The organism is Streptomyces sp. NPDC029526, assembly GCF_040637405.1.
Lineage (GTDB): Bacteria > Actinomycetota > Actinomycetes > Streptomycetales > Streptomycetaceae > Streptomyces.
Window position 1 is genome coordinate 361189 of the sequence record NZ_JBEZWE010000002.1, and the last position, 24964, is coordinate 386152.

The following is a 24964-nucleotide window of genomic DNA, read 5'->3' on the forward strand; positions in this document are numbered from 1 at the left end:
GACGCGCACACACCGATGGGCGGCGGGACGACGGGCAGCTGGGGGACGGGATGACAGGCGATGGCCGACAGAGCCTCGGCCGGCCGGCAGGTCCCCTGCTGCTGGGCGTCCGTCATCACGGACCGGGGTCGGCGCGAGCGGTCCGCGCGGCCCTGGAGGCGGCCCGGCCCGCCGTCGTCCTGATCGAGGGACCGCCCGAGGCGGACGCGTTGCTCCCGCTGGCCGCCGACCCGGACATGAGCCCGCCCGTCGCCTTGCTGGCCCATGCCGTGGACGGGCCCGGGCGGTCGGTGTTCTGGCCGCTGGCCGAGTTCTCCTCTGAGTGGGTGGCTCTGCGGTGGGCCCTGGAACACGGCGTACCCGCCCGCTTCATCGACCTGCCGGCCGCCCACACCCTGGCGTGGGAAACCGACGAGGAGGACCGTCCGGCCGGCCGGGGGGAGGCCGGTGACCGGGGAGGCAGGGGGGACCGGGCGGCCGTGAAGAACGAGAAGAACGAGAAGAACGTAAGGGAGAAGGGGGACAGGAACGAGAGGAAGGAGAAGAACGCCGGGAGCGACGCGGACGCCGAGGAGTGTGAGGGCGGGCGAGGCAGGGAGACCGGCGAGGACGCCACCGGCCCGGGTGGGGACAGCGGCGGAGAGGCCAGGGGGAGCAGCGGTTCCGGCCTGGACGGAGAGACCGCCCCCGGCGACCAGGTGCGGATCGACCCGCTGGGCGAGCTGGCCCGCGCCGCCGGGTACGACGACGCCGAACGGTGGTGGGAGGACGTCGTCGAACACCGCAGCGGGCGCGAGGGGGACCCGTTCGCGCCGTTCACCGCACTCGAGGAGGCCATGACGGCCCTGCGGGAGACCCACGGCAGCGGCGGACACGACCGGGACCTCCTGCGCGAGGCGCACATGCGGCTCAGCATCCGGGCGGCCCGGCGGGAGGCCGGGGACGACGTGGCCGTGGTGTGCGGGGCATGGCACGTGCCCGCCCTGCGCCGAAGGACCACCGTCGCCGCCGACCGGGCCCTGCTGAAGGGGCTGCCCCGGACGAGGGTGGACCTCACCTGGATCCCGTGGACCCACCGCCGGCTGTCCCGGAGCAGCGGATACGGGGCCGGTATCGATTCGCCGGGCTGGTACGGACACCTCTTCGCCGCCCAGGACCGCCCGGTCGAGCGCTGGATGACCAAGGTGGCCGGTCTGCTGAGGGCCGAGGACCGGATCGTCTCCACCGCGCACGTCATCGAGGCCGCGCGGCTGGCCGGGGCCCTGGCGGCGATGCGCGGCCGGCCGCTGGCGGGTCTGAGCGAGACCACCGACGCCGTGCGGGCCGTGCTGTGCGACGGCTCCGACATACCGTTGACCCTGGTGCACGACCGGCTGGTCGTCGGGGACGTGCTGGGCGCGGTCCCGCCCGCGGCACCCGCCGTGCCGTTGCAGCGCGATCTCACCCGGACCCAGCGGCGGCTGCGGCTGAAACCCGAGGCGGCCGCCCGCGAGCTGGAACTCGATCTGCGCAAGGACACCGACGCCGACCGCAGCAGAATGCTGCACCGGCTGCGGCTGCTCGGCGTCGGTTGGGGTGACCCGGCGGCCTCGCGCGGGAGCACGGGCACCTTCCGCGAGACCTGGCGGCTGCGCTGGGAGCCCGAGCTGTCCGTGCGGGTCGCCGAGGCGGGGATGTGGGGGACGACCGTGCTCGCCGCCGCGAGTGCCAAGGCCGAGGCCGACGCGGTCGCCGCGCGCGGGCTGGCCGAGGTGACCGGTCTCGCCGAGCAGTGCCTGCTCGCCGGACTGCCGGACGCGTTGCCCACGGTGACGCGGGTCCTGACCGACCGGGCAGCACTCGACACGGACGTCGGCCACCTCGCCCAGGCGCTGCCCGCGCTGGTGCGCGCCCTGCGCTACGGGGACGTCCGGGGCACGGACACGGCGGCGTTGGCCGGGGTCGCCGCGGGGCTCGCCGAGCGAGTCTTCGTCGGCCTGCCCCCGGCCTGCACATCCCTGGACGCCGACGCCGCCGAGGAGATGCGGGACCACCTGGAGGCGGTGCAGAGCGCGCTCGGCCTGCTCGGGGAGGAGCCCGCACCCGACCACGGCGACCTGCGCAGACGCTGGCAGGCGGTGCTGCGGACACTGTCGGGGAGGGACTCCGTGCCCGGCCTCCTCCGCGGGCGAGCGGTCCGTCTGCTGCTGGACGGCGGTGCCCTGGAGTCCGGTGAGGCGGCACGGCTGATGGGCCTCGTGTTGTCCCCGGGCACGCCTCCGGCCGATGCCGCCGGGTGGATCGAGGGCTTCCTGGGCGGCGGCTCCGGCGGCGGCATGCTCCTCGTCCATGACGAACGGCTGCGCTCCCTCGTCGACATCTGGCTGACCGGCGTGCCGGCAGAGGCGTTCACCGATGTCCTGCCCCTGCTGAGACGGACGTTCTCGGCCTACGAGCCGGGAGTACGCCGCACGCTCGGCGAACTCGCCCGACGCGGACCGGGAGCACCCGCCCGCGCGGCCACCGCCGGGGCCGGACCCGGGGTTCCGGGACGCGCACCGGGCCTCGACCGGGGACGGGCCGACGCTGTGCTCCCGGTCGTCCGACTGCTCCTCGGCAGTCGCGACCCGGGCGGTGAAGCGGATGGACGCAGGCACGGTGGAGGGGGAAGACACGGGCACGGCACAGAGGGCGAGGGCGAGGGCAACGGGCGCGGCGCGGGCAGCGAGGACCCGCGGGCGGAACCGGCGGGCGTGACGCCATGACGTCCCGCCCGCGGCAGGACCAGGAGGACCAGGAGGATCAGGAGGACCACGGGACCCGCAGTACCCGCAGCACCCGTAGTCCCCGCGGAGGGGGACCGGAGAGGACCGGTAGAAGGGAGAGTCCGGATGGAACCGCACGACGACCCCGCGAAGGAGCGGCTGCGGAGATGGCGGCTGGTGCTGGGCGGAGACGTCGCGGACGGCACCGGATATGCGTTGTCCGGCCAGGACAGCGCCATGGACGGCGCGCTCGCCGCCCTGTACGGCACGGGCGAGGCGCCGCGGGCGGGCCACGACCGTGCGGCGGGGCTCGGCGCGTCGGCACCGTCGGTGGCGCGCTGGCTGGGTGACATCCGCTCCTACTTCCCGACCCCCGTCGTCCAGGTCATGCAGCGCGACGCCATGGACCGCCTGGGCCTCGCCTCCCTTCTGCTGGAACCGGAGATGCTGGAGGCGGTGGAGGCGGATGTGCACCTCGTCGGCACCCTGCTGTCGCTGGAGAAGGCCATGCCGGACACCACGCGGGAGACGGCCCGGACGGTGGTCCGCAAGGTCGTCGCCGAACTGGAACAACGCCTCGCGACCCGTACGCGGGCCACTGTGACCGGCGCCCTCGACCGCAGCGCTCGCATACGCCGGCCGCGCCACCGCGACATCGACTGGAACCGCACCATCGCCGCGAACCTCAGGCACTATCTGCCGGAATACGGCACGGTGGTCCCCGACCGTCTCGTCGGCCACGGCCGGGCCGCGCAGTCGGTGCGCAAGGAGATCATCCTGTGCGTGGACCAGTCGGGGTCCATGGCGGCCTCGGTCGTCCACGCATCGGTGTTCGGCGCGGTCCTGACCTCGATGCGGGCGGTCAACACCCGGCTGATCGTCTTCGACACGGCGGTCGTGGACCTCACCGACCGACTCGACGACCCCGTCGACGTGCTGTTCGGCACCCGGCTGGGCGGCGGTACGGACATCAACCGGGCGCTGGCGTACTGCCAGTCGAGGATCACACGCCCGGCGGAGACGGTGGTGGTGCTGATCAGCGACCTCTACGAGGGCGGGATCCGCGACGAGATGCTCAAGCGGGTGGCGGCGATGAAGGCGTCGGGTGTGCAGTTCGTGACGCTGCTCGCGCTCTCCGACGAGGGGGCGCCCGCCTACGACCGGGAGCACGCGGCGGCCCTGGCTGCCCTGGGCACGCCTGCCTTCGCCTGCACCCCGGACCTCTTCCCCGACGTGATGGCGGCGGCCATCGAGAAGCGGCCCCTTCCGATACCGGACACGGGGGGTTCTCCGTGGCCGGAGCCCGTGCGGTGACTCGGCCGGGCAGAGTCGTCCTCGGGTGCGCGGGGACGACCGCCCGGGAACCGGCTTCCTACGCCTCGGCGGACGGAGTCGGACGCGGAGCGGATCCGGACCGGAAAGGGCCCGGACCAGGCCACGGGCCCGCACCAGGCCACGGGCTCGGACCAGGCCACGGGGTCGGACTGGGAACGGGGTGGGGCTGGGAACGGAGGTCGGACCGGGTACGCGGTCCGACCGAGGGGTGGACCGGACCGAGGACGGGGCCGGGCAGAAGAGAGAGGGCGTCCGGCTGCCGACCTGGACCGAGGTGGGTGGGTGGCAGCGCATGTCCGTCACAGCGAGTGAGCTGTTGAGTGGCCGGAGAACCGAGGTGACCGCCCCGTAGAGAGGGGCCGGGTTCGTCGCCTCCGGAACCATGCTCAGGGCCGAGCGCCTACGGTCTGCCGAGCGCTCGACCCGGGCCGCGACCCGTTGCCTCCGCCGGGCGGGCTCGGTGAGCCGGGCGGCCCGGGGGCAGGGCTCCGGCCCCCAGCCTGACCTGGTCTGGCCGTTCCGCCTCCTCCCGTTCCGTCTCCTCCCGTTCCGGTCTCACCCCTCCACGCAGCCCACCCCGTCCCGCCGGCCACCGGGCCACCGATGGTCACCCGCACCGCCCCGAGGACCGCCCAAGCCCGGTCACCGTCCCGGGGGCCGCCCAAGCCCGGCAACGCCCACGCCCGGGAAGGACCGGCCGACCAGCGCCACGACGTCCCGCCGACACCGCCATCCGGCGCCTACCCCCTCCACGGCCGCGGCCCTCGCCGCTGACCCCCCGCCGCGCGCCCTTCCGCGCACCACCCTCCCCGTGCCGAACGCTTCCGCGCCCTCCCTCTCCTCGCCCTGCACCTTCCCCCGCGGGCTTTTTCTGTCAGAGTGCCGTGACGGTCGGCCGGGTCAGGGTGAACGGCAGGAGCAGGAGCAGGAGCAGGAGCAGGAGCAGGAGCAGGATCAGGAGCAAGGGCTGGGGCAGCGGCAGGGAGCGGTGCGGGGACGTTCCTGTTCTCGACGCTCACAGGCTGCGCTGCCCGCAGCTCCCGCGGCTCTCCCGCAGCCGCCCGCCGGCCCCTGGTGCGACCCGGAGCTGACTTTCGGGTAACAAAGAGTTCCGCGGGATGCCGGAGCCCGAACGGCCGAAGCCATCGGAACCCGTCGGGTCGGGGTCCTGCGGACGGGGCGAGCGGTTCCCATTGGGGTGGGGGCCGAGTCCCCGGCATCCCGGAGGGCGGGGGACACACCGCCCCCTCCGGGCTGTACAGCGGGCCTCACCGGGTCAACCCCAGCCCGGTGGGGCCCTCGTCGGCGGCACCGCGTGCCGTACAGAATGGCATCATGTGACAGGTATCACCGCTCACGTGTGACCCGCGATTTAGGGTGGCCAGGGATGCGGGGATAACCTGCGAGGCGGACATGCCGCGCGCTCGGACACCGTGTGCGCCTCCCTTGTGACAGAGCGGACGTCACGTTGCCCTTCGCGGCACGCCCACGCATCCAACGAACCGCGAGATCACTGATAGGGACGGAAGCGCGTGGACCTGTTCGAGTACCAGGCGAGGGACCTCTTCGCCAAGCACGGTGTACCGGTGCTGGCCGGTGAAGTCATCGACACGCCTGAGGCGGCGCGCGAGATCACCGAGCGTCTGGGCGGCAAGTCGGTCGTCAAGGCCCAGGTGAAGGTCGGTGGTCGAGGCAAGGCAGGCGGCGTCAAGCTGGCCGCCACCCCGGACGAGGCCGTCGCCCGGGCGACGGACATTCTCGGCATGGACATCAAGGGCCACACGGTCCACAAGGTGATGATCGCCGAGACCGCTCCGGAGATCGTCGAGGAGTACTACGTCTCCTTCCTCCTCGACCGTGCCAACCGCACCTTCCTCTCCATTGCCTCCGTCGAGGGCGGCATGGACATCGAGGAGGTCGCGGCCAACCGCCCCGAGGCCGTCGCCAAGATCGCGATCGACGCCATCGACGGTGTGGACAAGGCCAAGGCCCAGGAGATCGCGGCCGCCGCGAAGTTCCCGGCCGAGGTCGCGGACCAGGTCGCCGACGTCCTGGTGACCCTGTGGGACGTCTTCGTCAAGGAGGACGCCCTCCTCGTCGAGGTGAACCCGCTGGCCAAGGTCGCCTCCGGCCAGGTCATCGCCCTCGACGGCAAGGTGTCCCTCGACGACAACGCCGAGTTCCGCCACCCCGAGTTCGAGGAACTCCAGGACAAGGCCGCCGCCGACCCGCTCGAGGCCGCCGCCAAGGAGAAGAACCTCAACTACGTCAAGCTCGACGGCGAGGTCGGCATCATCGGCAACGGTGCGGGTCTCGTCATGAGCACCCTGGACGTCGTCGCCTACGCCGGTGAGGCGCACAAGGGCGTCAAGCCCGCCAACTTCCTCGACATCGGCGGCGGTGCCTCGGCCGAGGTCATGGCCAACGGTCTGGAGATCATCCTCGGCGACCCGGACGTCAAGTCCGTCTTCGTCAACGTCTTCGGCGGCATCACCGCCTGCGACGCCGTCGCCAACGGCATCGTGCAGGCGCTGGAGCTTCTCGAGGGCAAGGGCGAGGAGGTCACCAAGCCGCTGGTCGTCCGTCTCGACGGCAACAACGCCGAGCTCGGTCGGAAGATCCTCGACGACCGCAACCACCCGCTCGTGCAGCGCGTGGACACCATGGACGGCGCGGCCGACAAGGCCGCCGAGCTGGCTGCTGCCGCAAAGTAAGGGACGAGGTCACACACACCATGGCTATCTTCCTCACCAAGGAATCCAAGGTCATCGTCCAGGGCATGACCGGCTCCGAGGGCCAGAAGCACACCCGGCGCATGCTGGCCTCGGGCACCAACGTCGTCGGCGGCGTGAACCCCCGCAAGGCGGGCACCAGCGTCGACTTCGACGGCACCGAGGTGCCCGTCTTCGGCTCCGTGAAGGACGCCATCGAGAAGACCGGCGCCGACGTCACGGTCATCTTCGTCCCGGAGAAGTTCACCAAGGACGCGGTCATCGAGGCGATCGACGCCGAGATCCCGCTTGCGGTGGTCATCACCGAGGGCGTCGCGGTCCACGACACCGCCGCCTTCTGGGCGTACGCCGGCAAGAAGGGCAACAAGACCCGCATCATCGGTCCGAACTGCCCCGGTCTGATCACGCCCGGTCAGTCGAACGCCGGCATCATCCCGGCCGACATCACCAAGCCGGGCCGCATCGGCCTGGTCTCGAAGTCCGGCACGCTGACGTACCAGATGATGTACGAACTGCGCGACATCGGCTTCTCCACCTGCGTCGGCATCGGCGGTGACCCGATCATCGGCACCACCCACATCGACGCGCTGAAGGCGTTCCAGGACGACCCCGACACCGACCTGATCGTCATGATCGGTGAGATCGGCGGCGACGCCGAGGAGCGGGCCGCGGCCTTCATCAAGGAGAACGTGACCAAGCCGGTCGTCGGCTACGTCGCGGGCTTCACCGCGCCCGAGGGCAAGACCATGGGCCACGCCGGCGCCATCGTCTCCGGCTCCTCCGGCACCGCCCAGGCCAAGAAGGAGGCCCTCGAGGCCGCCGGCGTCAAGGTCGGCAAGACGCCGACCGAGACGGCCAAGCTGGCCCGGGAGATCCTCGCGGGCTGACCCGCGGCAGGACCACACGGCTGGGCCCGTCCCCCCTCTCGGGAGGACGGGCCCACCGTCGTTCCCGGCACCGTGCGGTCCCGGGGCCCGAGGTCACCGTGACTGCGGGGCCAGCCGCTCGGGTCCGTGGAGCAGTTCCTTGCGCAGCTTGCTGCGCAGCTTCTGCTGCTTGTCCGACAGCGGGCCCGGGGCCACGTGCGGCGGGACGCCCTGCACCGTCTCACCGGGCGGCACCGGCGGCTCGTAGTGGGTGGGGGCGGTGCGCAGGGTCAGCGCGGTGGTGCCGATCAGAGCGACCGTGAAGGCGATGGCAGCGCGGGTCCAGAAGCGGGCCCGGCGCTCGCTGCCGTCGCGCACCGCGGGCGGCTGGGCGGCCCGCAGCCGCTCGGCGGAGGCCAGTTCGGCCAGCCGGTCGTGCAGCGCCTGCGGATCGGACAGTTCGGGAAGCCGCTGCGCCACGGTCTCACGGGCGTGCAGCAGCCGGTTGGCCGCCGCGGGAGTGCTCGCCTCGGTCTCGGCGGCCGTCTCTGGCAGGTCGAGGCCGACGCCGTCGTACAGCACGAGGGTGCGGCGGTGCGGGGCGGGCAGCGCCATCAGGGCGTCCATCAGCGCGCGGTCGGCCGCATCGGAGGGGGGCGGTTCGGGGTGCCGATAGCGGGGCCGGAAACGGTGCCAGGGCGAGAGCGCCCACTCGTACGCGGAGGCGCGCACCCAGCCCGCCGGGTCGCGGTCGCGGGCCACCTCGGGCCAGCGTTCCCAGGCCAGCTGGAACGCGCGTTCCACGGACTCGCGGGCCAGTTCGCGGCGGCCGGTGAGCAGGTACGTCTGCCTGACGAGGGCGGGGGCGCAGAAAGCGTAGAGGGCGTCGAAGGCCTGAGCGGGCGTCAGCGCGTGCGGGTTCCGCTCCGCGTCCCGGGCGGCGTCGGGGCCGGGGTCCGGCTCCACCACCACGGGGTCGCGCAGACGTCCCGGTCCCCGTTTCCCCGCCGGCTCCGTCCCCCCGGGTCCGTCGGCGGTCTCCGTGCCGCCGGCGACCACTGCCCTCCCGGCACCGCTCCCTCCGGCGGGCTGGGCGCCGCCGGCGACCACTGCCCTCCCGGCACCGCTCCCTCCGGCGGGCTGGGCGCCGTCGGCGGGCACTGTCCTCCCGGCGGTGTCCGTCCCCCAGGTAAGTCCGGGTTCCGCCCCGCTCCTGGTCTCCGACCTGCCACCGGGGTTCATCCTGCCAACGGAGTTCGCCCTGCCGCCGGTCTCGGTCCTGCCGCCGGTCTCGGTCTTGCCACCGGTCTCGGCCCTGCCGCCGGACGTCGTCCGGCTCCCGGTGTTCCGCTCACCGCCCGACCGCGGCCCGGACGCGAGTGCGGGTGCGGGTGCGGGTCCTCGACCGGACCGGCCGGGTCCGGCACTCCGGCCGTCAGCGAGGGCAGCCGGTTCCGGCTCCTCCGGACGGACCGTCACCGCTCCGCCGGGCGTGCCGGTTTCCTCCGTCCCCTCCCTGTCCTCGTACCCGCCCCGCCCGCGTGGGCCCCTCCGGTACCTCCGGTTCTTGCGGTCCTTCCCGGACTGGCGTGCCGACCGTGTCTCCCGCGGAGTGGGCGCCTCCTCCTTCTCCCTGCTCCCACCGTCCTCGCAGTTCTCGCCGTCCCCGCCGTCCCCGCCGTCCTCACCGTTCATGCCGTTCATGCCGCTCTCGCGGCTGACCGGGGCGCCCTGGCGACGGTCACCGGGCGCGACCTCGACGGCCCCCGCGCCGCCTGAAGCATGTGCAGCACCAGCGACACCTGCGACACCTGCGACACCCGCAACGCTCATGGTGTCCGCGGCACCCGCGACGCTCGCGGTGTCCGCGGCACCCGCGACGCTCGTGGTGTCCGCGGCACCCGTGACGCTGGTGGTGTTCGCAGCGCTGGTGGTGCCCACAGCATCCGACCCACCACCCGCGGAGAACGGCGCATCCGACGCTCTCGCAGTGGCCGAGGGACCCAGCGCAGCCGAAGCGACCCTCGCATCCGAACCGCCCGAAGCGGTGGGGGAGGCGAGCACGGGTTCGGGCCGGGCCCGCTCCGCCAGGTCGGCGAGCAGGCTCGCGTACTCCTGCCGCTTCCGGCCGCGTGGGGTCGTGCGGCCGGACTCCCACCCGCGCACGGTCTCCCGGCTGACGCCCAGACGGGCGGCGAGCTGAGCCTGGGTCAGGGAGCCGGATACGCGCAGGCGTCGGCGTTCCTCGGGGGCGGGCAGTGGGGCGGCAGGACTTCGCGGCACGGGGCGCCATCCCTCCGTACGAAAAATGACATAAACGTATATTGAGCGACACAGCCGGGCTTCGCCCGTTACGACGGAAAAGCGCGTGTCGTTGGGAGCATGGCGGGCGTGATCCACTCCACTGCTCGTCGCTCCCCGCGGGTCCGTCTGCTCCACCGGCTGCGTGACCGTTCGCCCGGCTTCGCCGGTGGGATGCTCGGGGGAGCCCTCGCGGCCGGGCTGGGGCTCGCCGCGTTCGCCGTGCTCGTGATGCTGCTGTGGATCAGTTCGCCCTACCCGGACAGTGGCCCCGACGGCGCTCTGCACACCGCGGCGGCGCTGTGGCTCCTGGCGCACGGGGCCGACCTGGTCCGCACCGACACGCTCACCGGGGTCCCGGCCCCCGTGGGGCTCCCCCCGCTGCTGCTGCTCGCGCTTCCGGTGTGGTTGCTGCACCGGGCGGCCCGGGACGCCACCGACCACGACGTGGGCGGCGAGGCTCCCCTCGTGCCCGGGCGGACCGCCTGGGCGGGCGTCGTCGTCGGATACCTCGCCGTCGCCGCCCCGGCCGCGCTGTATGCCAGGGGCGGCGGGCTTCGGCCGCAGTGGGAGTCGGTGGCGCTGTGCGTGCCCCTGGTCGTGGTGCTGGCGGCGGGTGCGGGGGTGTGGTCCGCCTACGGCAGCCCGAGCGGGCCGCCGGCGCGGGCGCTGGGCGCGGTGGTGCCCCGACGGATGCGTCATCTCGTCCTCGGCCCGGACGGGCGCCCCGGCGTCGCCGCGCGGGCGGCCGGTGCCGGCACGGCCGTCCTGGTGGCGGGCGGCGCCCTGCTGCTGACGGTCTCCCTGGCTCTGCACGGCTCCGAGACCCAGGGCGCGCTGCTGCGGGTGACCGAGGGCTGGTCGGGCCGGTTCGCGGTGCTGCTGCTCGCGGTCACCCTGGTGCCGAACGCCGCCGTGTGGGCCGCGGCGTACGCCCTCGGCCCGGGCTTTCTGCTCGGCGCGGGTGCCCCCGTGACGCCGCTCTCCTCCGCCCCGGTGCCGCTGCTGCCGCCGTTCCCGCTGCTGGCGGCGGTGCCGGACCCCGGGGCGGGTACCTGGCTGAACTGGGCGGCCGGGGCCGTGCCGCTCACCGCCGGGATGGTGACGGGGTGGTACGTCGGACGGGACGCGGCTGGGCCGGCCGGCGCGCGGACGCCGGTGCGCGCGCCGGGTGAGCCACCCGAGCCCTCGATCCACACGAGGTTCTCCGAGCAGTCGCGACAGTCGCAGCAGTGGAAGCAATCGAGGCAGTGGAACCAGTCGTCCACGAGGGCACACGGGACGGTGGGTGCGGCGGCCCGGTCGGCGCACGGGCCGACCGGTGTCCGCTCTGCGCGGCGGACAGTGGGCGCGGCCCTGCTCGCGGCCGTGCTCTGCGGGTCCCTGGTCGCGGTGCTCGCCGCCCTCGCGGGCGGCCCGCTGGGGACGGACCGGCTCTCCCGCTTCGGCCCTGTGTGGTGGCAGGCCGGAGGGGCGGCCCTGCTGTGGACCGGACTGGTGGGGAGCGTGACGGCACTGGCCGTTCGGGCCTGGCGGGGCCGTACCTCGCGCGCCGCGCGGGCGGAGGAGGCGCCGAGCAGCCCCCGGATCGGCAGGCCGCGGACCGGGGCTCCGCAGGAGTCCCTCACGGGCGAGCGGAGCCGCACGGGTCGGCGGACGTTCCGGATGCCGTGGTCGCGGAGCCCGTCCGATGCCAAAAGGACTTCTGCCCACGGAACCGCCGCAACCGAGAAGGACCGGGAGGCGCGGCTGTGGGAGGACGCCGTTCTCCTGCCGTACACGGTGGAGGCGCACCCCCTTGCCCAGGACCCGTCCCCGGGCGACCGGGGCCCGTCGGCCCCCGGGACGGCCGGCCGGGAGTCCGGCACGGACCGGGCCTCCGCCTCGGCCCGCACGGACGACGCCGCGGGCGCCGGGCGGCCCGTCCTTGGCCCAGGGAGTGTCCGGGACATGGACACCACCGGCGCCCGGGGCACACCGGTCGGGGGCCATGCCGTCCCGGCGAACCCCGTGTCCGACCTGGCCCCGGTACCCCAGGCCCCGCCGCCCTCTCGACCGGCAGCCCACCCGGGCACCGACACCTCGAACGCCTCGGACCTCTCACATCCCCCGGACCCCTCGGACCTTCCGCGCCCCGCGGCCCCCGCGGCTCCCCCGGACACGTCGGATCCCGGAGAAGCCCCGGACGGCACGGGGAGCTAGTGCCACGGCCGCAACTTCACGGCGTTGGCACTAGCGGGGGAGGGTTCACAGGGGGCGGTGTCGAACGCCTCTGGGCGTGGGCAGCGCCACCGACCCGTCGGCCGACGGCCGACCGTGGGCCGGACGCCCTCACGTCGTACGTCGTGACGCCTGACGCCGTGATGCCTGACCTCGTGACCTCGTGGTGCCTGACGTCGTGACGCTGGACCTGCTGACGCCTGACGCCTGAAGCCGTGACGTTGGACCTGGTGACGCCTGGCGTCGTCACTCCTCCATGCCCAGCAGCCCGCGCAGCTGGTCCGGCAGGAGCTCGTTGCAGGATTCCTTGGCGACCTCGGTGAGGGCGTCGTTGGTGCACGTGTAGTAGTCGCGATAGACGAACTGTGCCGTGAAGGAGGCGGCCACCAGGGCGAGCGCCAGTGAGGCCGTGACCAGGCCGCTCACCGCGGCCGTGGTCTGCGGGCGGCCCTTGGGCGGCTCCACGGCCGTCGAGTCCTGGTCACCGGAGCCGGGCTTCGCGCGCAGCGCGCTGATGCCCCAGTACAGGGCGAGGGAGCCCAGCAGCAGGGCGACGTACGGCCAGCTGAACAGGGCGAAGAAGAAGGCCCACATGCCGGACAGCAGGGCGTAGCGCGCCCGGCGCTGGGCCGGGTCCGTCGGGTCCCAGCGCATGCCGGATGGGCCCTGCGGTCCGCCGCCCTGGTTCTCCGGGCCGCGCGGCCGGTCGCCGAAACCGCCGGAGGAACGGCCGGGCTGCCGGTCGCTCCACTGCCGGCCCCACAGCGAACGGCCGCCGTCGCCGCGGGAGTCGTCGCGGCCCTCGTCGTCGGACGGGTGCCGGGGCTGCCAGGGCTGGTCGGGCGTGCCCTCCGGCGGCGGTGCGAACGGGTTGTCCTGCTGGGCGCCCCCGGAACCCCGCCCGCCGCCGGAGTCACGGCGCCCGTCGTCGCCGTCGCCCCCGCCCCGGGGCACGTCGGGCGGAGAGGAGGGGCGCTCCCGCAGCAGCACGGCGCCACGCTCCCCTCCCTGCGGCGACTGCTGGGGGAACGTGGGGAACATGAGGAATCGCGGGCTGCGGTCCGGCATCAAGTGAGCGTCTTCCCCTTTATGAAGTACGGCGTGGTGCGGCGCTGGGGGCCGCGCACGGCGCATCGACTACGACTGAGCTGGAGCGTGCCCGAGGGCACTCCGGCCCGGGTCCGTCTCTCCGTGAACGCTCGGCGCGCGGGTGGCGTTCCCCGTGTGCCCCACGCGTTCCCGGATCAGCTCTTCCCAGACGCTACCTTCCGGCCACGCCCCCGTCCCGCGGGGGCCGCCCGGTGTGCCGGTATCGTTGCTGACGGTCGGCCGCTTCGTAGGCTTCCCCGTATTCGGGGGCCCGAAGCATTCGTAGGAATGGACAAGCGCTGTGCCGTCGACCGTGCAGACGCTCCCCGAGAAAGGGCCCCACCGTGGCTGCCGAGCCCGTGGCCGAACGCCCCCGGCGTCTCGTCGTGCTGGTCTCCGGATCCGGTACGAACCTTCAGGCACTCCTCGACGGGATCGCCGCCACCGGGGCGGAGGCCTACGGGGCCGAGGTCGTGGCCGTGGGCGCCGACCGGGCCGGGATCGAGGGACTGGCCCGCGCCGAGCGGGCCGGGCTGCCGACCTTCGTGTGCCGTGTGCGGGACCACCCGAGCCGGGAGGCGTGGGACGCGGCGCTCGCCGAGGCCGTCGCCGCCCATGAGCCCGACCTCGTGGTGTCCGCGGGCTTCATGAAGATCGTCGGCAAGGAGTTCCTCGCCCGCTTCGGGGGACGGTTCGTCAACACCCACCCCGCGCTGCTGCCCAGTTTCCCGGGTGCCCACGGGGTGCGGGATGCGCTCGCCTACGGAGCCAAGGTCACCGGTTGCACCGTCCACTTCGTCGACGACGGCGTCGACACCGGTCCGATCATCGCGCAGGGCGTGGTGGAGATCCGGGACGGGGACGACGAGAGCGCTCTGCACGAGCGCATCAAGGACGTCGAGCGAAGGCTGCTCGTCGAGGTCGTGGGGCGGCTCGCCCGCAACGGCTATCGCATTGAGGGACGAAAGGTAGTTATCCAGTGACCGCCGAGAGCAACAAGCGGGCCATCCGACGGGCGCTCGTCTCCGTCTACGACAAGACCGGCCTCGAGGACCTCGCGCGCGGCCTGCACGAGGCCGGGGTGGAGCTCGTCTCCACCGGGTCCACCGCCGCGAAGATCGCCGCCGCGGGCGTCCCCGTGACCAAGGTCGAGGAGCTCACCGGCTTCCCCGAGTGCCTGGACGGCCGCGTCAAGACCCTGCACCCCAAGGTCCACGCCGGCATCCTCGCCGACCTGCGCCTGGACTCCCACCGCGAGCAGCTCGACGAGCTGGGCGTGCAGCCGTTCGACCTGGTGGTCGTCAACCTGTACCCGTTCCGCGAGACCGTCGCCTCGGGGGCCACGCCCGACGAGTGCGTGGAGCAGATCGACATCGGCGGCCCGTCGATGGTGCGCGCCGCCGCCAAGAACCACCCCTCCGTCGCCGTGGTGACCAGCCCCGGCCGGTACGGCGACGTCCTCGCCGCGGTCCGTGACGGCGGCTTCGACCTGACCGCCCGCAAGCGGCTCGCCGCCGAGGCCTTCCAGCACACGGCCGCCTACGACGTCGCCGTCGCGAGCTGGTTCGCCTCCGACTACGCCCCGGTGGACGAGTCGCGGTTCCCCGACTTCCTCGGCGCCACCTGGGAGCGGAAGAACACCCTCCGTTACGGCGAGAACCCGCACCAGCCGGCCGCGCTGTACGTGTCGGGCACCGGGGGTCTCGCCGAGGCCGAGCAGCTGCACGGCAAGGAGATGTCGTACAACAACTACACGGACACGGACGCCGCGCTCCGTGCCGCGTACGACCACGACGCGCCCGCCGTCGCGATCATCAAGCACGCCAACCCGTGCGGCATCGCGACCGGCGCCGATGTCGCCGAGGCGCACCGCAAGGCGCACGCCTGCGACCCGCTGTCGGCCTTCGGCGGGGTGATCGCGGTCAACCGGCCGGTGTCCCGGGAGATGGCCGAACAGGTCGCGGAGATCTTCACCGAGGTCATCGTCGCGCCGGACTACGAGGAGGGCGCGCTGGAGGCCCTCACCAGGAAGAAGAACATCCGCGTCCTGCGCACCCCCGGCGGCCCGACCGCGCCCGTCGAGGTCAAGCCCATCGACGGCGGAGCCCTGCTCCAGGTCGCCGACCGTCTCCAGGCCGACGGCGACGACCCGGCGCAGTGGACGCTGGCCACCGGCGAGGCGCTCGACGAGTCCGACCTCGCCGACCTGGCCTTCGCCTGGCGGGCCTGCCGCGCGGTGAAGTCCAACGCGATCCTGCTCGCCAAGGACGGCGCCTCCGTCGGCGTCGGCATGGGCCAGGTCAACCGCGTCGACTCCGCGAAGCTGGCCGTCGAACGGGCCGGCGCCGAGCGCGCCGCCGGTTCCTTCGCCGCCTCGGACGCCTTCTTCCCCTTCCCCGACGGCCTGGAGATCCTCACCGCGGCCGGCGTGAAGGCCGTGGTCCAGCCGGGCGGCTCGGTCCGCGACGAGCAGGTCGTGGAGGCCGCGAAGAAGGCGGGCGTGACGATGTACTTCACGGGGACGCGCCACTTCTTCCACTGACAGCACGGGATCCTCCCGTCCGGCCGCCGTGGACCCGGCCGGACGGGGGGACCTGAGCTCTAGGCCACGGCGCTGCGCACCGAGGAGATGCGGTCCTTGAGCCCCGAGTCGTCGTAGAGGTCGATGATGAGTTGCCTGCCCTCGGCGATGTCCAGGTCGTACGTGTTGTAGTCCACGGCGGCGGAGGAGGTTCCCGCCGACATCACCCCGCCGATGCGGACCTTGCGCCCGGCCTCGTTGTAGTAGGACACGGTCACGTAGTAGCTGTCGTCGTCGTTCGCGGTGTCGTAGACCCAGAGCATTTCGCCATAGGGGTGGAACTCCACCTTGCCGACCCAGGCCCCCTTCTGATCAAGGAGGATCTTCATGGCGACCCCTCCGGGGTCGTGCTTGAAGTAGGTGCCGTCGTAGGAGTCCGGGTGCCTGCACGGACACGAGTCCGTGTCGTAGGGGATGGGCTGGATACGGGGGTTGGGCGAGTACGCCTGGGCCGGCACCGCCGTCCCGAGCAGGGCGCCGATGGCCAGGCCGGCCCCCGCGAGGAGTCCGGCGATGCGCTTTCTGTGTGTCATGAGTGTCCTCTGCCGGCTGTCGGTGTGTTCGTACGACGTTCGTCCGCGATCCGGATGAGCCGGTGCGTGACCGGATCGCCCTCTCCGATGTGGCGGGCCATGCCGGGTCGGCTGCTACGGCAGAGTCGCGCAGTGGCCGTTCGTGCTCCGCCACCTCAGCCTGTCGCGGGTCTTGGGGCCGTACACACCGTCGTTGGCGAGGCCCAGAGAGGCCTGAACGATCTTCAGCTCACTTTCCGTGATCCGTCCGAAGTCGCCGTCGACCTCTACCGCGGACCGCTTGTGGCAGTGCCGCAGGGCCTTCTGGATCGCCTTCACGTGCGAGCCGACGGCACCCCGCCCGGTGATGCAGTTGTCCGTGTTGCCATAGCCGGGGATGTTGGCCAGTTCGTGGCCGTTGCCCCCGTTGATGAATCGGCCGAGCGTCTTGTTGCACCAACCGGTGGCGGCGCCGGCCGGGGTGGCCGTACCGGCCACCCCGAGTCCGGCCAGCAGCATCGCACCGGCCGCGACACCGGCCTTGGCGCGCAGCATGCGGGTTTCCCTCATGTGTCTCCTCAAGTCCGAGTGGGTGGTCCCGGCCCCGGCCGGGTCAGATCCTGGCGCAGCGCGTCGACGTGTGGCGGGTGAACTCCCACTTCAGGTGGTTGCGGCTGTCCTTGCCGTAGATGCCGTCACCGGTGATTCCCTCGCGCCGCTGAGCGGCCGCGAGGGCGTTCTTGGTCTTGGTGCCGAAGATCCCGTCGACCTTGAGACTGTGGCCGGTGGCCTCGCTGTAGCACATGTTCAGGGAGCGCTGGAGCAGGCCGACGGAGGAGCTCTGCGCTCCGCTGCCCATCGTGCAGTCCCTGTTGCCCCTGTAGCCGGGCAGATAGGCCGTCCACGTGGTGCCGGAAAGCTTCCTCTGCACCGTCGCGTAACTGTCGTTGCAGTAGCCCGCGTACGCCGCGGCCGGTGCCGCCGTGGCGACCCCGATACCCAGACCCGACACCAGGGTCAGCCCGGCGACGGCGCCCGCTGTCATACGCGATCCGTGCGTCCTCTTCATGTCCTCCCCCGTCTTCTCCTTGTCCACCGTTGTGCCGTAGTCATGATGGGCAGGGCCGGGGGCCGGGGGAACCTGCACAGTTATAGGGACGGTGGGAGGAGCCGCGCACGCCCCGCCCCCTTCGCCGTCTCCCTCCGGCAATCACCACGGCGTCAGATAGTCCAGCACTGCCGTGAACGACGAGCAGCTGTCGATGAGTCTGTGCGAGCGTGGGGCGTACGTGCCCGCCAGGTTGCCCATGCTGTTCACCGGGGTGCAGCCGGTGCGCTGGGCCGTGCGGCGGCGGTCGGCGTCGGCGGGGCGGAACCCGGTGTTGCGGAAGTACGCCACCGCCGGGTCGGGCCGGTCGTCGTCGAGGTTGTTGAAGACGGAGCGTACGGGGGCGCCGGCGGCCCAGTCGCAGGTCGTCTCCCCGGAGAGCCAGTCCGCGTCGTCGCCGTGCCAGGCGCACATCAGGCCGTTGCCGTTGTGCTCGCTGAAGAAGCAGATGCTGTCCTGCGGGCAGTGGTGGTAGCCGTAGACCACGTTGCCGGTGGGCCCGGTGGGGAACGCGTGCTCCTTGGGCAGGGCCGCGTACACCGGTGTCCCGTCCTGCGCGGTGACGTGACCGTGGACGTCGACCGCCGTCACGGTCGTCCCGAGCGCGGCCGCCGTCAGGACAGCGGTGAGGACCGGATGACGGTGCCGGAAGCGGGGGCGGAGCCTGGGCAGGCGGGGTGATCCGGAGACGCCGGCGGCCTGCTCGACGCGACGCAGCAGGGCTTTCGCGGTGATCCGGTCCGCGCTCCGGGGAGCCAGGCAGTCACGGACGATGTCCCGCCACGCGCCGGGGAGTTCGGGGGACAGGCGCAGCTCCTCCCGGCCGCGCGCGTAGCGCATCGCCGCGTCGGCGCGGGCTTCCGGGGTGCCGCCGGGCAGTGGGAGTGCTCCCGTGAGGGTGAGGTGGGCGAGGACACCGAAGGCCCAGACGTCGGCCGACGGCCGGACGCGTGTGCCGCGTTCGTCGATCTCGGGCCAGAGGAGTTCGGGCGGTGTGTAGTCCGGGGTGGCGAACGCGGGGGCGTAGGCGTGGGTGCCCTCCAGTTCGGCCGCCGTGTTGAAATCGCCGAGCCGTACCGAACCGTCCGCCATCAGCAGCACGTTGGCCGGCTTCAGGTCGCCGTGCACCCAGCCGGCGTGGTGCAGTTGGTGCAGGCCCTCACCGATCTGGGCCAGCAGGGCGGGTGCGGCCTCGGGGACCGCGGACCGGTCCAGTACCGCGTCGAGCGACTCCTCGGCCCGCTCCAGGACCAGAACGGTGGCGCCGTCCAGCTCCGGACGGTCCGGATCGTCGACCGTCAGGGTGTCGTACATCCGGATCAGCCGCGGTGAGCGGAGCCGCCGCAGCACCTTCACCTCGCGTTCCGCCAGATCGCGCAGGTGGTGCAGTTGGCGCGGGGTACGGGTGCCGGTCGGCAGGAACTTCAGCGCCGCCCGGCGCGGCAGGCCGCGCTCTTGCGTGGCGCGCCGGACCGCGTGGTAGACCGTGGCGAACGCGCCGGACGCGAGCGGTTCGCGCACCTCCCACGCGCCGATCCGATAGCCCTTCGGCACGGTGACCGCGTACGGGCCCGAGGTCACCGTGCCACCCCGCTCGGGGCGGGCGCGAGGACCACCAGGTCGTCCTCGCGGACGAGGTCGAAACGGAGCGCCAGGGAGGCCAGCGACTCCTTTTTGCCGTGTACACGACGGCCGTGCCCGGCCGCCTCCTCGGGGCCCGGCCGCAGCCGCAACTTGACGGCAAGGTAGTCGATGTTCCAGTAGACGGCGGAGCGGGTGACCTTGGGCCAACTGGGGCGCAGCAGCTCCACGATCTCCTCGACGGCGGGCAGCGGGGCGTTCGGTTCACCCCGCAGTCGACGCTCGCAGAGGGCGGTGAGCACCGCGAAGTACCGTTTGGTGCGGTCCAGGGCGAACGCCGGCACGGTGGCGGATCCCGCGAGTGAGTGGCGCTCCGCGCTGCGGAACGCGTGCCGCGGTGCCCAGACGTCGAACGTGAGCAGATCGCCCGCGGCGGGCAGCGTCACCCGGGAGAACTCGAAGGGTACGGGCGCGTCCACCCGGCCCGGCGCGACCTTGACGTGTTCCCCCGCGCCCTCCGGGTTCTCCACCACGTAGGTCTGGTCCTCACTGAGGTTGCTCAGCAGCCAGAAGGTGCGGTGCGCGGTGATCTCCCCGGCGATCCGCGGCACTCCCCCGTGCGAGATGACCAGGCCGTTGTGCCGGCCGGCGCGGCCGAACCCGACGCGTTCCCCCGCACCGAGTCTGATCTGTTCGGTCCCGGCACCGCCCGACGGCGGCACGACGATGATGCTGTACATGGAGTCGTTCCCCCTTCCCCGATTTCTCGGGGCCAACTTTCCCCAGCGCAACAGGAGGCAGCGCAGGAGGTGGATCGGTGCGACGACGACTCCTCCGGCCGGCCTTCGGGTCGGGTGAAGGCACCGTTCGCTGCGGTGGCCCCGACCGCCCACTCCTGCTCCCCTCCGGAGCGATGGTAGGGGCTCACGGGCTTCCCCGACGGAGGGCCGGACACCGGGCACCCGCGGTGAGCCGGGCCTTTGCGCTGCAGGTCAAAGGCCTTGATTTCCAGGGTCGTTGCGCCCTCGTTTATCGGACCTTGAGTCGGGCGCCGTACGTTCGTCCGGTCGGTCGCGCCGGGCGGCAACGGAGGCGCCGGGCGGCGGGAACTCGGGCTCATCGGGGGGAACGACATGCTGCGCATTCACTTCACCGACGTGGATCTGGCCAGGACCCGGCTCGCTCCGGCTCCTGACCCGCTCTTCGAGATCACCGCGAGTCTGCACAGGCTCCAGTCCCGGAAGGGCCGGTGGGCCTACACCGGGTGGTATCGCACCGCACGGGAGCAGATGCGGGAGAGCGGTCTGGAGCGGGCCGTGCGTGACGTTCTGCTGCCCCTGTGCCCGAGGGCCGCCTACTTCCCGGACTTCCTCACCCCGGTCGACGCCGTGGACGGTCTGGACGCGGGTCTGGAGTCGGTCCTCGCCACGCCCGCGGAACGGGTCAGGACGGAGGTCGGCATCCTCGACCGGACCGTCGGAGCACCCGCCTGGAGCCGGCGGCTGGACGCCCTTCAGGCGCGCAAGCAGTTGGTGGGGCTGCTGCGCGCCTACCACCGGACCGTCATCGCCCCCCATGCGGAGCGTGTCCAGGCGCGCATCGAGGCAGAGCGGGCGGCACGCTGCCGGGGACTGCTCGACGGGGGAGTGGAGGGCATGCTCGCCGGAATGGGCCCCATGCTGCGGTGGCGTCCGCCCGTGCTGGAGGTCGCCTACCCCCGGCAGGCGGAGGACCGGGACCTCCATCTGAACGGCCGCGGGCTCACACTGGTCCCGTCGTACTTCAACTGGGGCGAGCCGGTCGCCTACGCCGACCCCGGTCTCCCGCCCGTCGTCTGGTACTCCCTGCTGCACGAACCCGAGGTCCCGCACACCCGTGACCCCGGACGGTCACTGACGAACCTCCTCGGGCGCGCACGTGCGATCGCCCTGTGCACCGCGTCCGGAGGCGCCACGACCGGCGAGATCGCGCGGGCAGCCGGAATCTCGGCCCCCGCCGCCAGCAGACATGCCTCCGCGCTGCGCGACGCGGGTCTCGTCACCTCGGTCCGCAACGGCCAGACCGTGCTGCACACCCTCACCCCGACGGGCGCCGCCGTGCTGCGCTCGGCCCTGCGGGAGGCGGACGGGGCCGGATCGAGCCGCGCGGAGGCTGCTCCTTCCTGAACCGGCACCCGTTGGGCCCAGGGGTTCCCCCGCGCCCTCCGGCACCCCGGCCCCCGGCAGATCGACCGAGGCCGTCGAGTGCCCTCCGGGCGACGGACCGCCTATCGCTGTGCGCGGTCCGGCGGCGGAAACAAACCTGGAGGCAGGGTTGTTGCGGTGGACACGGCACGGGGGAGCCGCATCGGCCGGCACGTCCCCCTGCTCCGCCACCACCACGGAAGGGGACCGCACCCGATGGGCAACGGCGCTTCGACGAGGCGCGTGGCGCCTCCTCACCTCCGCGAACTCGGCCGTTTCCTCGTCGCGCGGCGGGCCGAGGTGTCCCCGGCCCAGGTGGGACTGCCGGTCGCCGGCCGGCGCCGGACGCCGGGACTGCGGCGCGAGGAGGTCGCGCTGCTCGCCGGGGTGGGCGTCTCCTGGTACACCTGGATCGAACAGGGCCGCGCCGAGAACGTGTCGGGTGAGGTGCTGGACTCCATCGCCCGGGTGCTGCTCCTCAGCGAGAACCAGCGGCTGTACCTGCGTCGGCTCGCCGGGGCGCAGGCCGAACCACCGCTGCCGCAGGCTCCGCCGGAGGCTGAGGCCATGCGCCCGTTCGTCGACAACTGGTGGCCCAATCCCGCCTACATCGCCGATCACGCGTGGAACGTCGTGGTGGCCAACGCGGCGGCCGAGACGCTGCTCGGCATGGGAGGGGAGCGCGACGGCGACCTCCTCGGTGCGGGACCCGGTCGCGAACTCCCCACAGGCCGCCGGCCCTACAACCTCCTGCGCGAGTTCTTCACCAGCGACCACGTGCGGGCCGCCTACCCGCACTGGGAGGAGACCGCCCCGAGCGTCGTCGCCCGCTTCCGCGGCCAGGCCGCACCGCACGTCGAGGACAAGGCGATTCCCGCGCTGGTGGACGAACTCCGCGCCACGAGCCCCCTGTTCGAGCGGCTGTGGGAGCGGCACGAGGTGCTGGAGGACTCCTGTGGCCCCGAGGTGCTCACCCACGCGGCCGTCGGCGACCTCCACTTCGAACGCGCCACACTGGACTTCACCCGTCGCATCGCGGTGCGGTTGACGGTGTTCCTGCCGACCCCGGGCACCGGGACGGAGGCGGCGCTGCGCAGGCTGTCGCACGTCACGCCCTCGCGGCAGACGCACGGCATCGGCTCCGACGGCCTGGTGCGCGGGACGCGTTGACCGCCTCGGCGGTCCGCCGGGCGACCGCCCCGGCCTGCGCCGGGCTCGTCACCCGCCGGGCGACGCTGCTCCCGGGCGGCCCTCGCACGGCCGACGCACCCCGGTCCCGGGCGGCCGTGCGGTCGGGCTCACTGGGCCCTCCCCCCACGCTCGTCGGTAGTCGGCCCACCCGGCCCAGACCCCCGTCCCGTCGAGCTGTGGGACGGTGGCCGCGCCCCCGGCGGCGCCGTCGGCCGCCGTCCGGCTGCCCCCGGGTCCCGGCGGTCCCGGGACCCCGATGCGCTGCCGGGCCGGATCCCGCCCACCGCCCCTGGCCCGCCCGGGGCCGCGTTCGCGCGCCCGCCCGTCACCGTGCCCAGGCCCTTGCTGCGCAGCGGGCGGCTCGCGGGGGCGCGTGAGTCCCGTACTCCGTGGCCGTTCCTGGCTGTTGGCACGACCACTATGTTCCGCCCGCACTGGCAGGGCACCGGCGTGCGGCCGAGCCTGGGGCCATGTCCTTCACGTGGTCAGCCCGATGTTCCACCCGGTAGCGGCAACGGCAGGCCCCCGGCGGCGCTTCGGAACGGCCGGCCGCCGGCCCCGTCACCGTGTCTCCGGTCCCCGCCGGCCTGTTCAGCGGGACGCCGCAGAGGCACAGCGCCCAGGTGGGGCCCTGACCGCGCCCGCTGCCTCCTGATTCCCCGTTCTCCGCCCCCCTGTCGCTCCCTCACCCGTCGCTCCTCGCCCGTCGCTCACTTTCCCGTCCTCCGGTCCCTCCCTCCGGTTCCCTCGCCCCTCCGTCCCCTTCCGCACCTTTCGCCGTCTCCGATCCTTCCCTCCCTCCGTCCCTCACTCCCCTCTGCCCTTCCTGCTGCCTTCCCCTCTCTTCGCCTTCCCGTCTCTCTCGTCTCCCTCCCCGTCCCCTGACGGGCCACCAGAAAGGAACCGGCGTGTCCGGCATGCACTCGACACGGCCGCGTCGTCTGGGAGCGGTGCTCGCACTGCTCGCCTTCGCCCAGATGATCATCGCGATCGACTACAACATCGTCTTCGTCTCCCTGCCGGAGATCGGTGCGGACCTCGGCTTCGCCGCCCAGGACCTCCAATGGGTGGTCTCCGCCTACGCCGTTGCCTTCGGCGGGTTCCTGTTGCTCGGCGGCCGGGCCACCGACCTCTTCGGCCGGAAACGGATGTTCGTCCTCGGCCTCTTCCTGTACGCCGCGTCGTCCCTGGCGGGCGGGTTCGCCGGTGACCCGTGGCTGCTCATCGCGGCCAGGGCCGTGCAGGGCCTGGGCGGTGCCTTCCTCGCGCCGGCCACTCTGTCCCTGGTCACGACGCTCTTCGCGGAGGGGGCCGAGCGCAACCGCGCCCTGTCCGTCTGGGGCGGTGCCGGCGGCTCGGGCATGGTGCTCGGCTCGATTCTCGGCGGTCTGCTCACCGACGCCTTCGGCTGGCCCTCGGTCTTCTACGTCAACGTGCTGCTGGCCGGCGCCGCCATGGTCGTGGCCGTGCGGCTGCTGCCCGACGACACCCCGCAGGCCGGCGGCGGCTTCGACCTGCCGGGCGCCGTCACCGGCACCCTCGGCTCCACCCTGTTCGTGTTCGCCCTCGTGCAGGGGCCGGACGCGGGCTGGGGCTCCGGCCAGGTTCTGACCTCGCTCGCGGTGGCGGTCGTCACCTTCGCGCTGTTCCTGGTCATCGAGCGCCGGAGCGCGGCCCCGATGGTGCCGCTGCGGCTGTTCTGCAACCGCAACCTGTCGACCGGTGCCGGCATCACGTTCCTGTTCATGGCCACCTTCGGCGCGCTGGCCTACTTCCTCACCCAGTACTGGCAGGTCGTGCAGGCATACTCCGCCTGGACCACGGGCTTCGCCTTCGTCCTGCCGTCCGGCAGTGTCCTCGTCGGCACCGTCGTGGGCGGCAGGTGGGCCACCCGGTTCGGGGTGCGCACCACCCTGTTCATCGGGCTGACCATGGGGCTGGTCGGCACCGTCGTCCTCGCGCTCACGCTCGGCCAGGACGCCTCGTACGCTTCGATCGCGCCGGCGCTGCTGGTGCTCTCGCTGGGCCAGGGCATCGTGTTCACCACCATGTTCGCGGCGGCCACCACCGGAGTCCGGCCGGCCGACCAGGGCATCGGCTCCGGTATCGCGACGACCGGCCAGCAGATCGGCGGGGCCGTCGGGCTGGCAGTGCTGATCGCCGTCGCCGGCGCCGTGGGCGGCGGCGACACCGAGGACACCGGACGGCTGATGGACGGTGTCACCACCGCCACCTGGGCGATCGCCGCCGGCCTCGCGCTGACGTTCCTGGTGGTGCTCAACCTCCGGAAGCCGGCCGGGGACGACGGCGCCGCCCCGGCCGGCCTCGACGGGACCGAGCCGGCCGCGCCCCCGGAGCCCGTCCGGGCCACGCCGACGGCCTGAGCGGCGCTCCGGCCCGGACGGCGGTGCCTCGGGGGACGCCGTCCGCGTTGCTCACGGTGGCGGGCGGCCCCCCAGGTCACCTCGGTCGGCGGAGGTACGTCGACCTGGCGGTACGGGGCTGCTCGCCCCGGGCTCGG

At 73.1% G+C, this 24964-nt stretch carries 17 protein-coding genes and 1 pseudogene; 10 read left to right on the forward strand and 8 right to left on the reverse strand.

The window, feature by feature from the left end:
• Positions 1–50 precede the first annotated feature (50 nt).
• The 4 genes from AB0F01_RS07210 to sucD all read left to right on the forward strand — a co-directional run bounded on the left by AB0F01_RS07210 (position 51) and on the right by sucD (position 7698).
• A complete protein-coding gene (locus tag AB0F01_RS07210) occupies positions 51–2744 on the forward strand; it encodes a DUF5682 family protein (RefSeq protein WP_362090738.1) in 2694 nt (897 codons plus the stop codon).
• Positions 2745–2870: 126 nt separating this feature from the next.
• A complete protein-coding gene (locus tag AB0F01_RS07215) occupies positions 2871–4058 on the forward strand; it encodes a VWA domain-containing protein (RefSeq protein WP_362090740.1) in 1188 nt (395 codons plus the stop codon).
• 1553 nt (positions 4059–5611) lie between these two features.
• Entirely contained in the window at positions 5612–6793 is a 1182-nt protein-coding gene (gene sucC / locus AB0F01_RS07220) for an ADP-forming succinate--CoA ligase subunit beta (protein WP_362090742.1), read from the forward strand.
• A gap of 20 nt (positions 6794–6813) precedes the next feature.
• Complete coding sequence (sucD, locus tag AB0F01_RS07225) at positions 6814–7698, forward strand: succinate--CoA ligase subunit alpha (protein ID WP_362090744.1); 885 nt, start codon at positions 6814–6816, stop codon at positions 7696–7698.
• Positions 7699–7791: 93 nt separating this feature from the next.
• Here sucD and AB0F01_RS07230 read toward each other — a convergent pair whose 3' ends face one another.
• Together AB0F01_RS07230 and AB0F01_RS07235 are read right to left on the reverse strand one after the other, a co-directional pair.
• Positions 7792–8838, reverse strand: a complete 1047-nt coding sequence (locus tag AB0F01_RS07230) for an RNA polymerase subunit sigma-24 (protein WP_362092481.1) — start codon at positions 8836–8838, stop codon at positions 7792–7794.
• A gap of 921 nt (positions 8839–9759) precedes the next feature.
• Positions 9760–9960, reverse strand: a pseudogene (locus tag AB0F01_RS07235) (helix-turn-helix transcriptional regulator); the annotation flags it as partial.
• A gap of 99 nt (positions 9961–10059) precedes the next feature.
• On the opposite strand from AB0F01_RS07235, the gene AB0F01_RS07240 reads away from it, so the two are divergent.
• Positions 10060–12180, forward strand: a complete 2121-nt coding sequence (locus tag AB0F01_RS07240; RefSeq protein ID WP_362090746.1) for a DUF6350 family protein — start codon at positions 10060–10062, stop codon at positions 12178–12180.
• A 264-nt stretch (positions 12181–12444) separates the two neighbouring features.
• Here the strand turns inward: AB0F01_RS07240 and AB0F01_RS07245 are convergent, their stop codons facing one another.
• Positions 12445–13266 (reverse strand): hypothetical protein, encoded by an 822-nt coding sequence (locus tag AB0F01_RS07245; protein ID WP_362090748.1) that lies wholly within the window; start codon positions 13264–13266, stop codon positions 12445–12447.
• 365 nt (positions 13267–13631) lie between these two features.
• On the opposite strand from AB0F01_RS07245, the gene purN reads away from it, so the two are divergent.
• Together purN and purH are read left to right on the forward strand one after the other, a co-directional pair.
• A complete protein-coding gene (purN, locus tag AB0F01_RS07250; protein ID WP_362090750.1) occupies positions 13632–14270 on the forward strand; it encodes a phosphoribosylglycinamide formyltransferase in 639 nt (212 codons plus the stop codon).
• Positions 14267–15829 carry a bifunctional phosphoribosylaminoimidazolecarboxamide formyltransferase/IMP cyclohydrolase gene (gene purH / locus AB0F01_RS07255; protein WP_362090752.1) on the forward strand — a complete coding sequence of 521 codons (1563 nt, stop codon included), beginning with the start codon at positions 14267–14269 and terminating at the stop codon, positions 15827–15829. Before purN ends, purH begins: the two co-directional genes overlap by 4 nt.
• Positions 15830–15888: 59 nt before the next feature.
• Here the strand turns inward: purH and AB0F01_RS07260 are convergent, their stop codons facing one another.
• From AB0F01_RS07260 to AB0F01_RS07280, 5 genes are all read right to left on the reverse strand, one after another.
• On the reverse strand, positions 15889–16401 hold the full coding sequence (locus tag AB0F01_RS07260; protein ID WP_362090754.1) for a hypothetical protein: 513 nt from the start codon (positions 16399–16401) through the stop codon (positions 15889–15891).
• 114 nt (positions 16402–16515) lie between these two features.
• The gene (locus AB0F01_RS07265) at positions 16516–16950 is read right to left on the reverse strand and encodes a peptidoglycan-binding domain-containing protein (RefSeq protein ID WP_362090756.1); all 435 of its coding nucleotides are present in this window, start codon (positions 16948–16950) and stop codon (positions 16516–16518) included.
• A gap of 43 nt (positions 16951–16993) precedes the next feature.
• Positions 16994–17425 carry a peptidoglycan-binding domain-containing protein gene (locus tag AB0F01_RS07270; RefSeq protein WP_362090758.1) on the reverse strand — a complete coding sequence of 144 codons (432 nt, stop codon included), beginning with the start codon at positions 17423–17425 and terminating at the stop codon, positions 16994–16996.
• Between the two features lie 165 nt (positions 17426–17590).
• A complete protein-coding gene (locus tag AB0F01_RS07275; RefSeq protein WP_362090760.1) occupies positions 17591–19069 on the reverse strand; it encodes a serine/threonine-protein kinase in 1479 nt (492 codons plus the stop codon).
• Positions 19066–19809 (reverse strand): FHA domain-containing protein, encoded by a 744-nt coding sequence (locus tag AB0F01_RS07280; RefSeq protein ID WP_362090762.1) that lies wholly within the window; start codon positions 19807–19809, stop codon positions 19066–19068. The genes AB0F01_RS07275 and AB0F01_RS07280 overlap by 4 nt, the downstream gene beginning before the upstream one ends.
• 393 nt (positions 19810–20202) lie before the next feature.
• Between AB0F01_RS07280 and AB0F01_RS07285 the strand changes: the two genes are divergently transcribed.
• The 3 genes from AB0F01_RS07285 (at position 20203) to AB0F01_RS07295 (ending at position 24827) form a co-directional block, all read left to right on the forward strand.
• Entirely contained in the window at positions 20203–21234 is a 1032-nt protein-coding gene (locus tag AB0F01_RS07285; RefSeq protein WP_362090764.1) for a MarR family transcriptional regulator, read from the forward strand.
• A 261-nt stretch (positions 21235–21495) separates the two neighbouring features.
• Positions 21496–22422 (forward strand): helix-turn-helix transcriptional regulator, encoded by a 927-nt coding sequence (locus AB0F01_RS07290; protein ID WP_362090766.1) that lies wholly within the window; start codon positions 21496–21498, stop codon positions 22420–22422.
• A 938-nt stretch (positions 22423–23360) separates the two neighbouring features.
• Entirely contained in the window at positions 23361–24827 is a 1467-nt protein-coding gene (locus AB0F01_RS07295; protein ID WP_362090768.1) for an MFS transporter, read from the forward strand.
• Positions 24828–24964 lie beyond the last annotated feature (137 nt).

Bases quoted from the DNA above. Each gene is read 5' to 3' on its own strand.
- AB0F01_RS07270 (WP_362090758.1), bottom strand. From the start codon at position 17,425: ATGACAGCGGGCGCCGTCGCCGGGCTGACCCTGGTGTCGGGTCTGGGT.
- AB0F01_RS07280 (WP_362090762.1), bottom strand. From the start codon at position 19,809: ATGTACAGCATCATCGTCGTGCCGCCGTCGGGCGGTGCCGGGACCGAA.
- AB0F01_RS07260 (WP_362090754.1), bottom strand. From the start codon at position 16,401: ATGACACACAGAAAGCGCATCGCCGGACTCCTCGCGGGGGCCGGCCTG.
- AB0F01_RS07210 (WP_362090738.1), top strand. From the start codon at position 51: ATGACAGGCGATGGCCGACAGAGCCTCGGCCGGCCGGCAGGTCCCCTG.
- sucD (WP_362090744.1), top strand. From the start codon at position 6,814: ATGGCTATCTTCCTCACCAAGGAATCCAAGGTCATCGTCCAGGGCATG.
- AB0F01_RS07240 (WP_362090746.1), top strand. From the start codon at position 10,060: ATGGCGGGCGTGATCCACTCCACTGCTCGTCGCTCCCCGCGGGTCCGT.
- AB0F01_RS07265 (WP_362090756.1), bottom strand. From the start codon at position 16,950: ATGAGGGAAACCCGCATGCTGCGCGCCAAGGCCGGTGTCGCGGCCGGT.
- AB0F01_RS07215 (WP_362090740.1), top strand. From the start codon at position 2,871: ATGGAACCGCACGACGACCCCGCGAAGGAGCGGCTGCGGAGATGGCGG.
- AB0F01_RS07285 (WP_362090764.1), top strand. From the start codon at position 20,203: ATGCTGCGCATTCACTTCACCGACGTGGATCTGGCCAGGACCCGGCTC.
- AB0F01_RS07295 (WP_362090768.1), top strand. From the start codon at position 23,361: ATGCACTCGACACGGCCGCGTCGTCTGGGAGCGGTGCTCGCACTGCTC.
- AB0F01_RS07245 (WP_362090748.1), bottom strand. From the start codon at position 13,266: ATGCCGGACCGCAGCCCGCGATTCCTCATGTTCCCCACGTTCCCCCAG.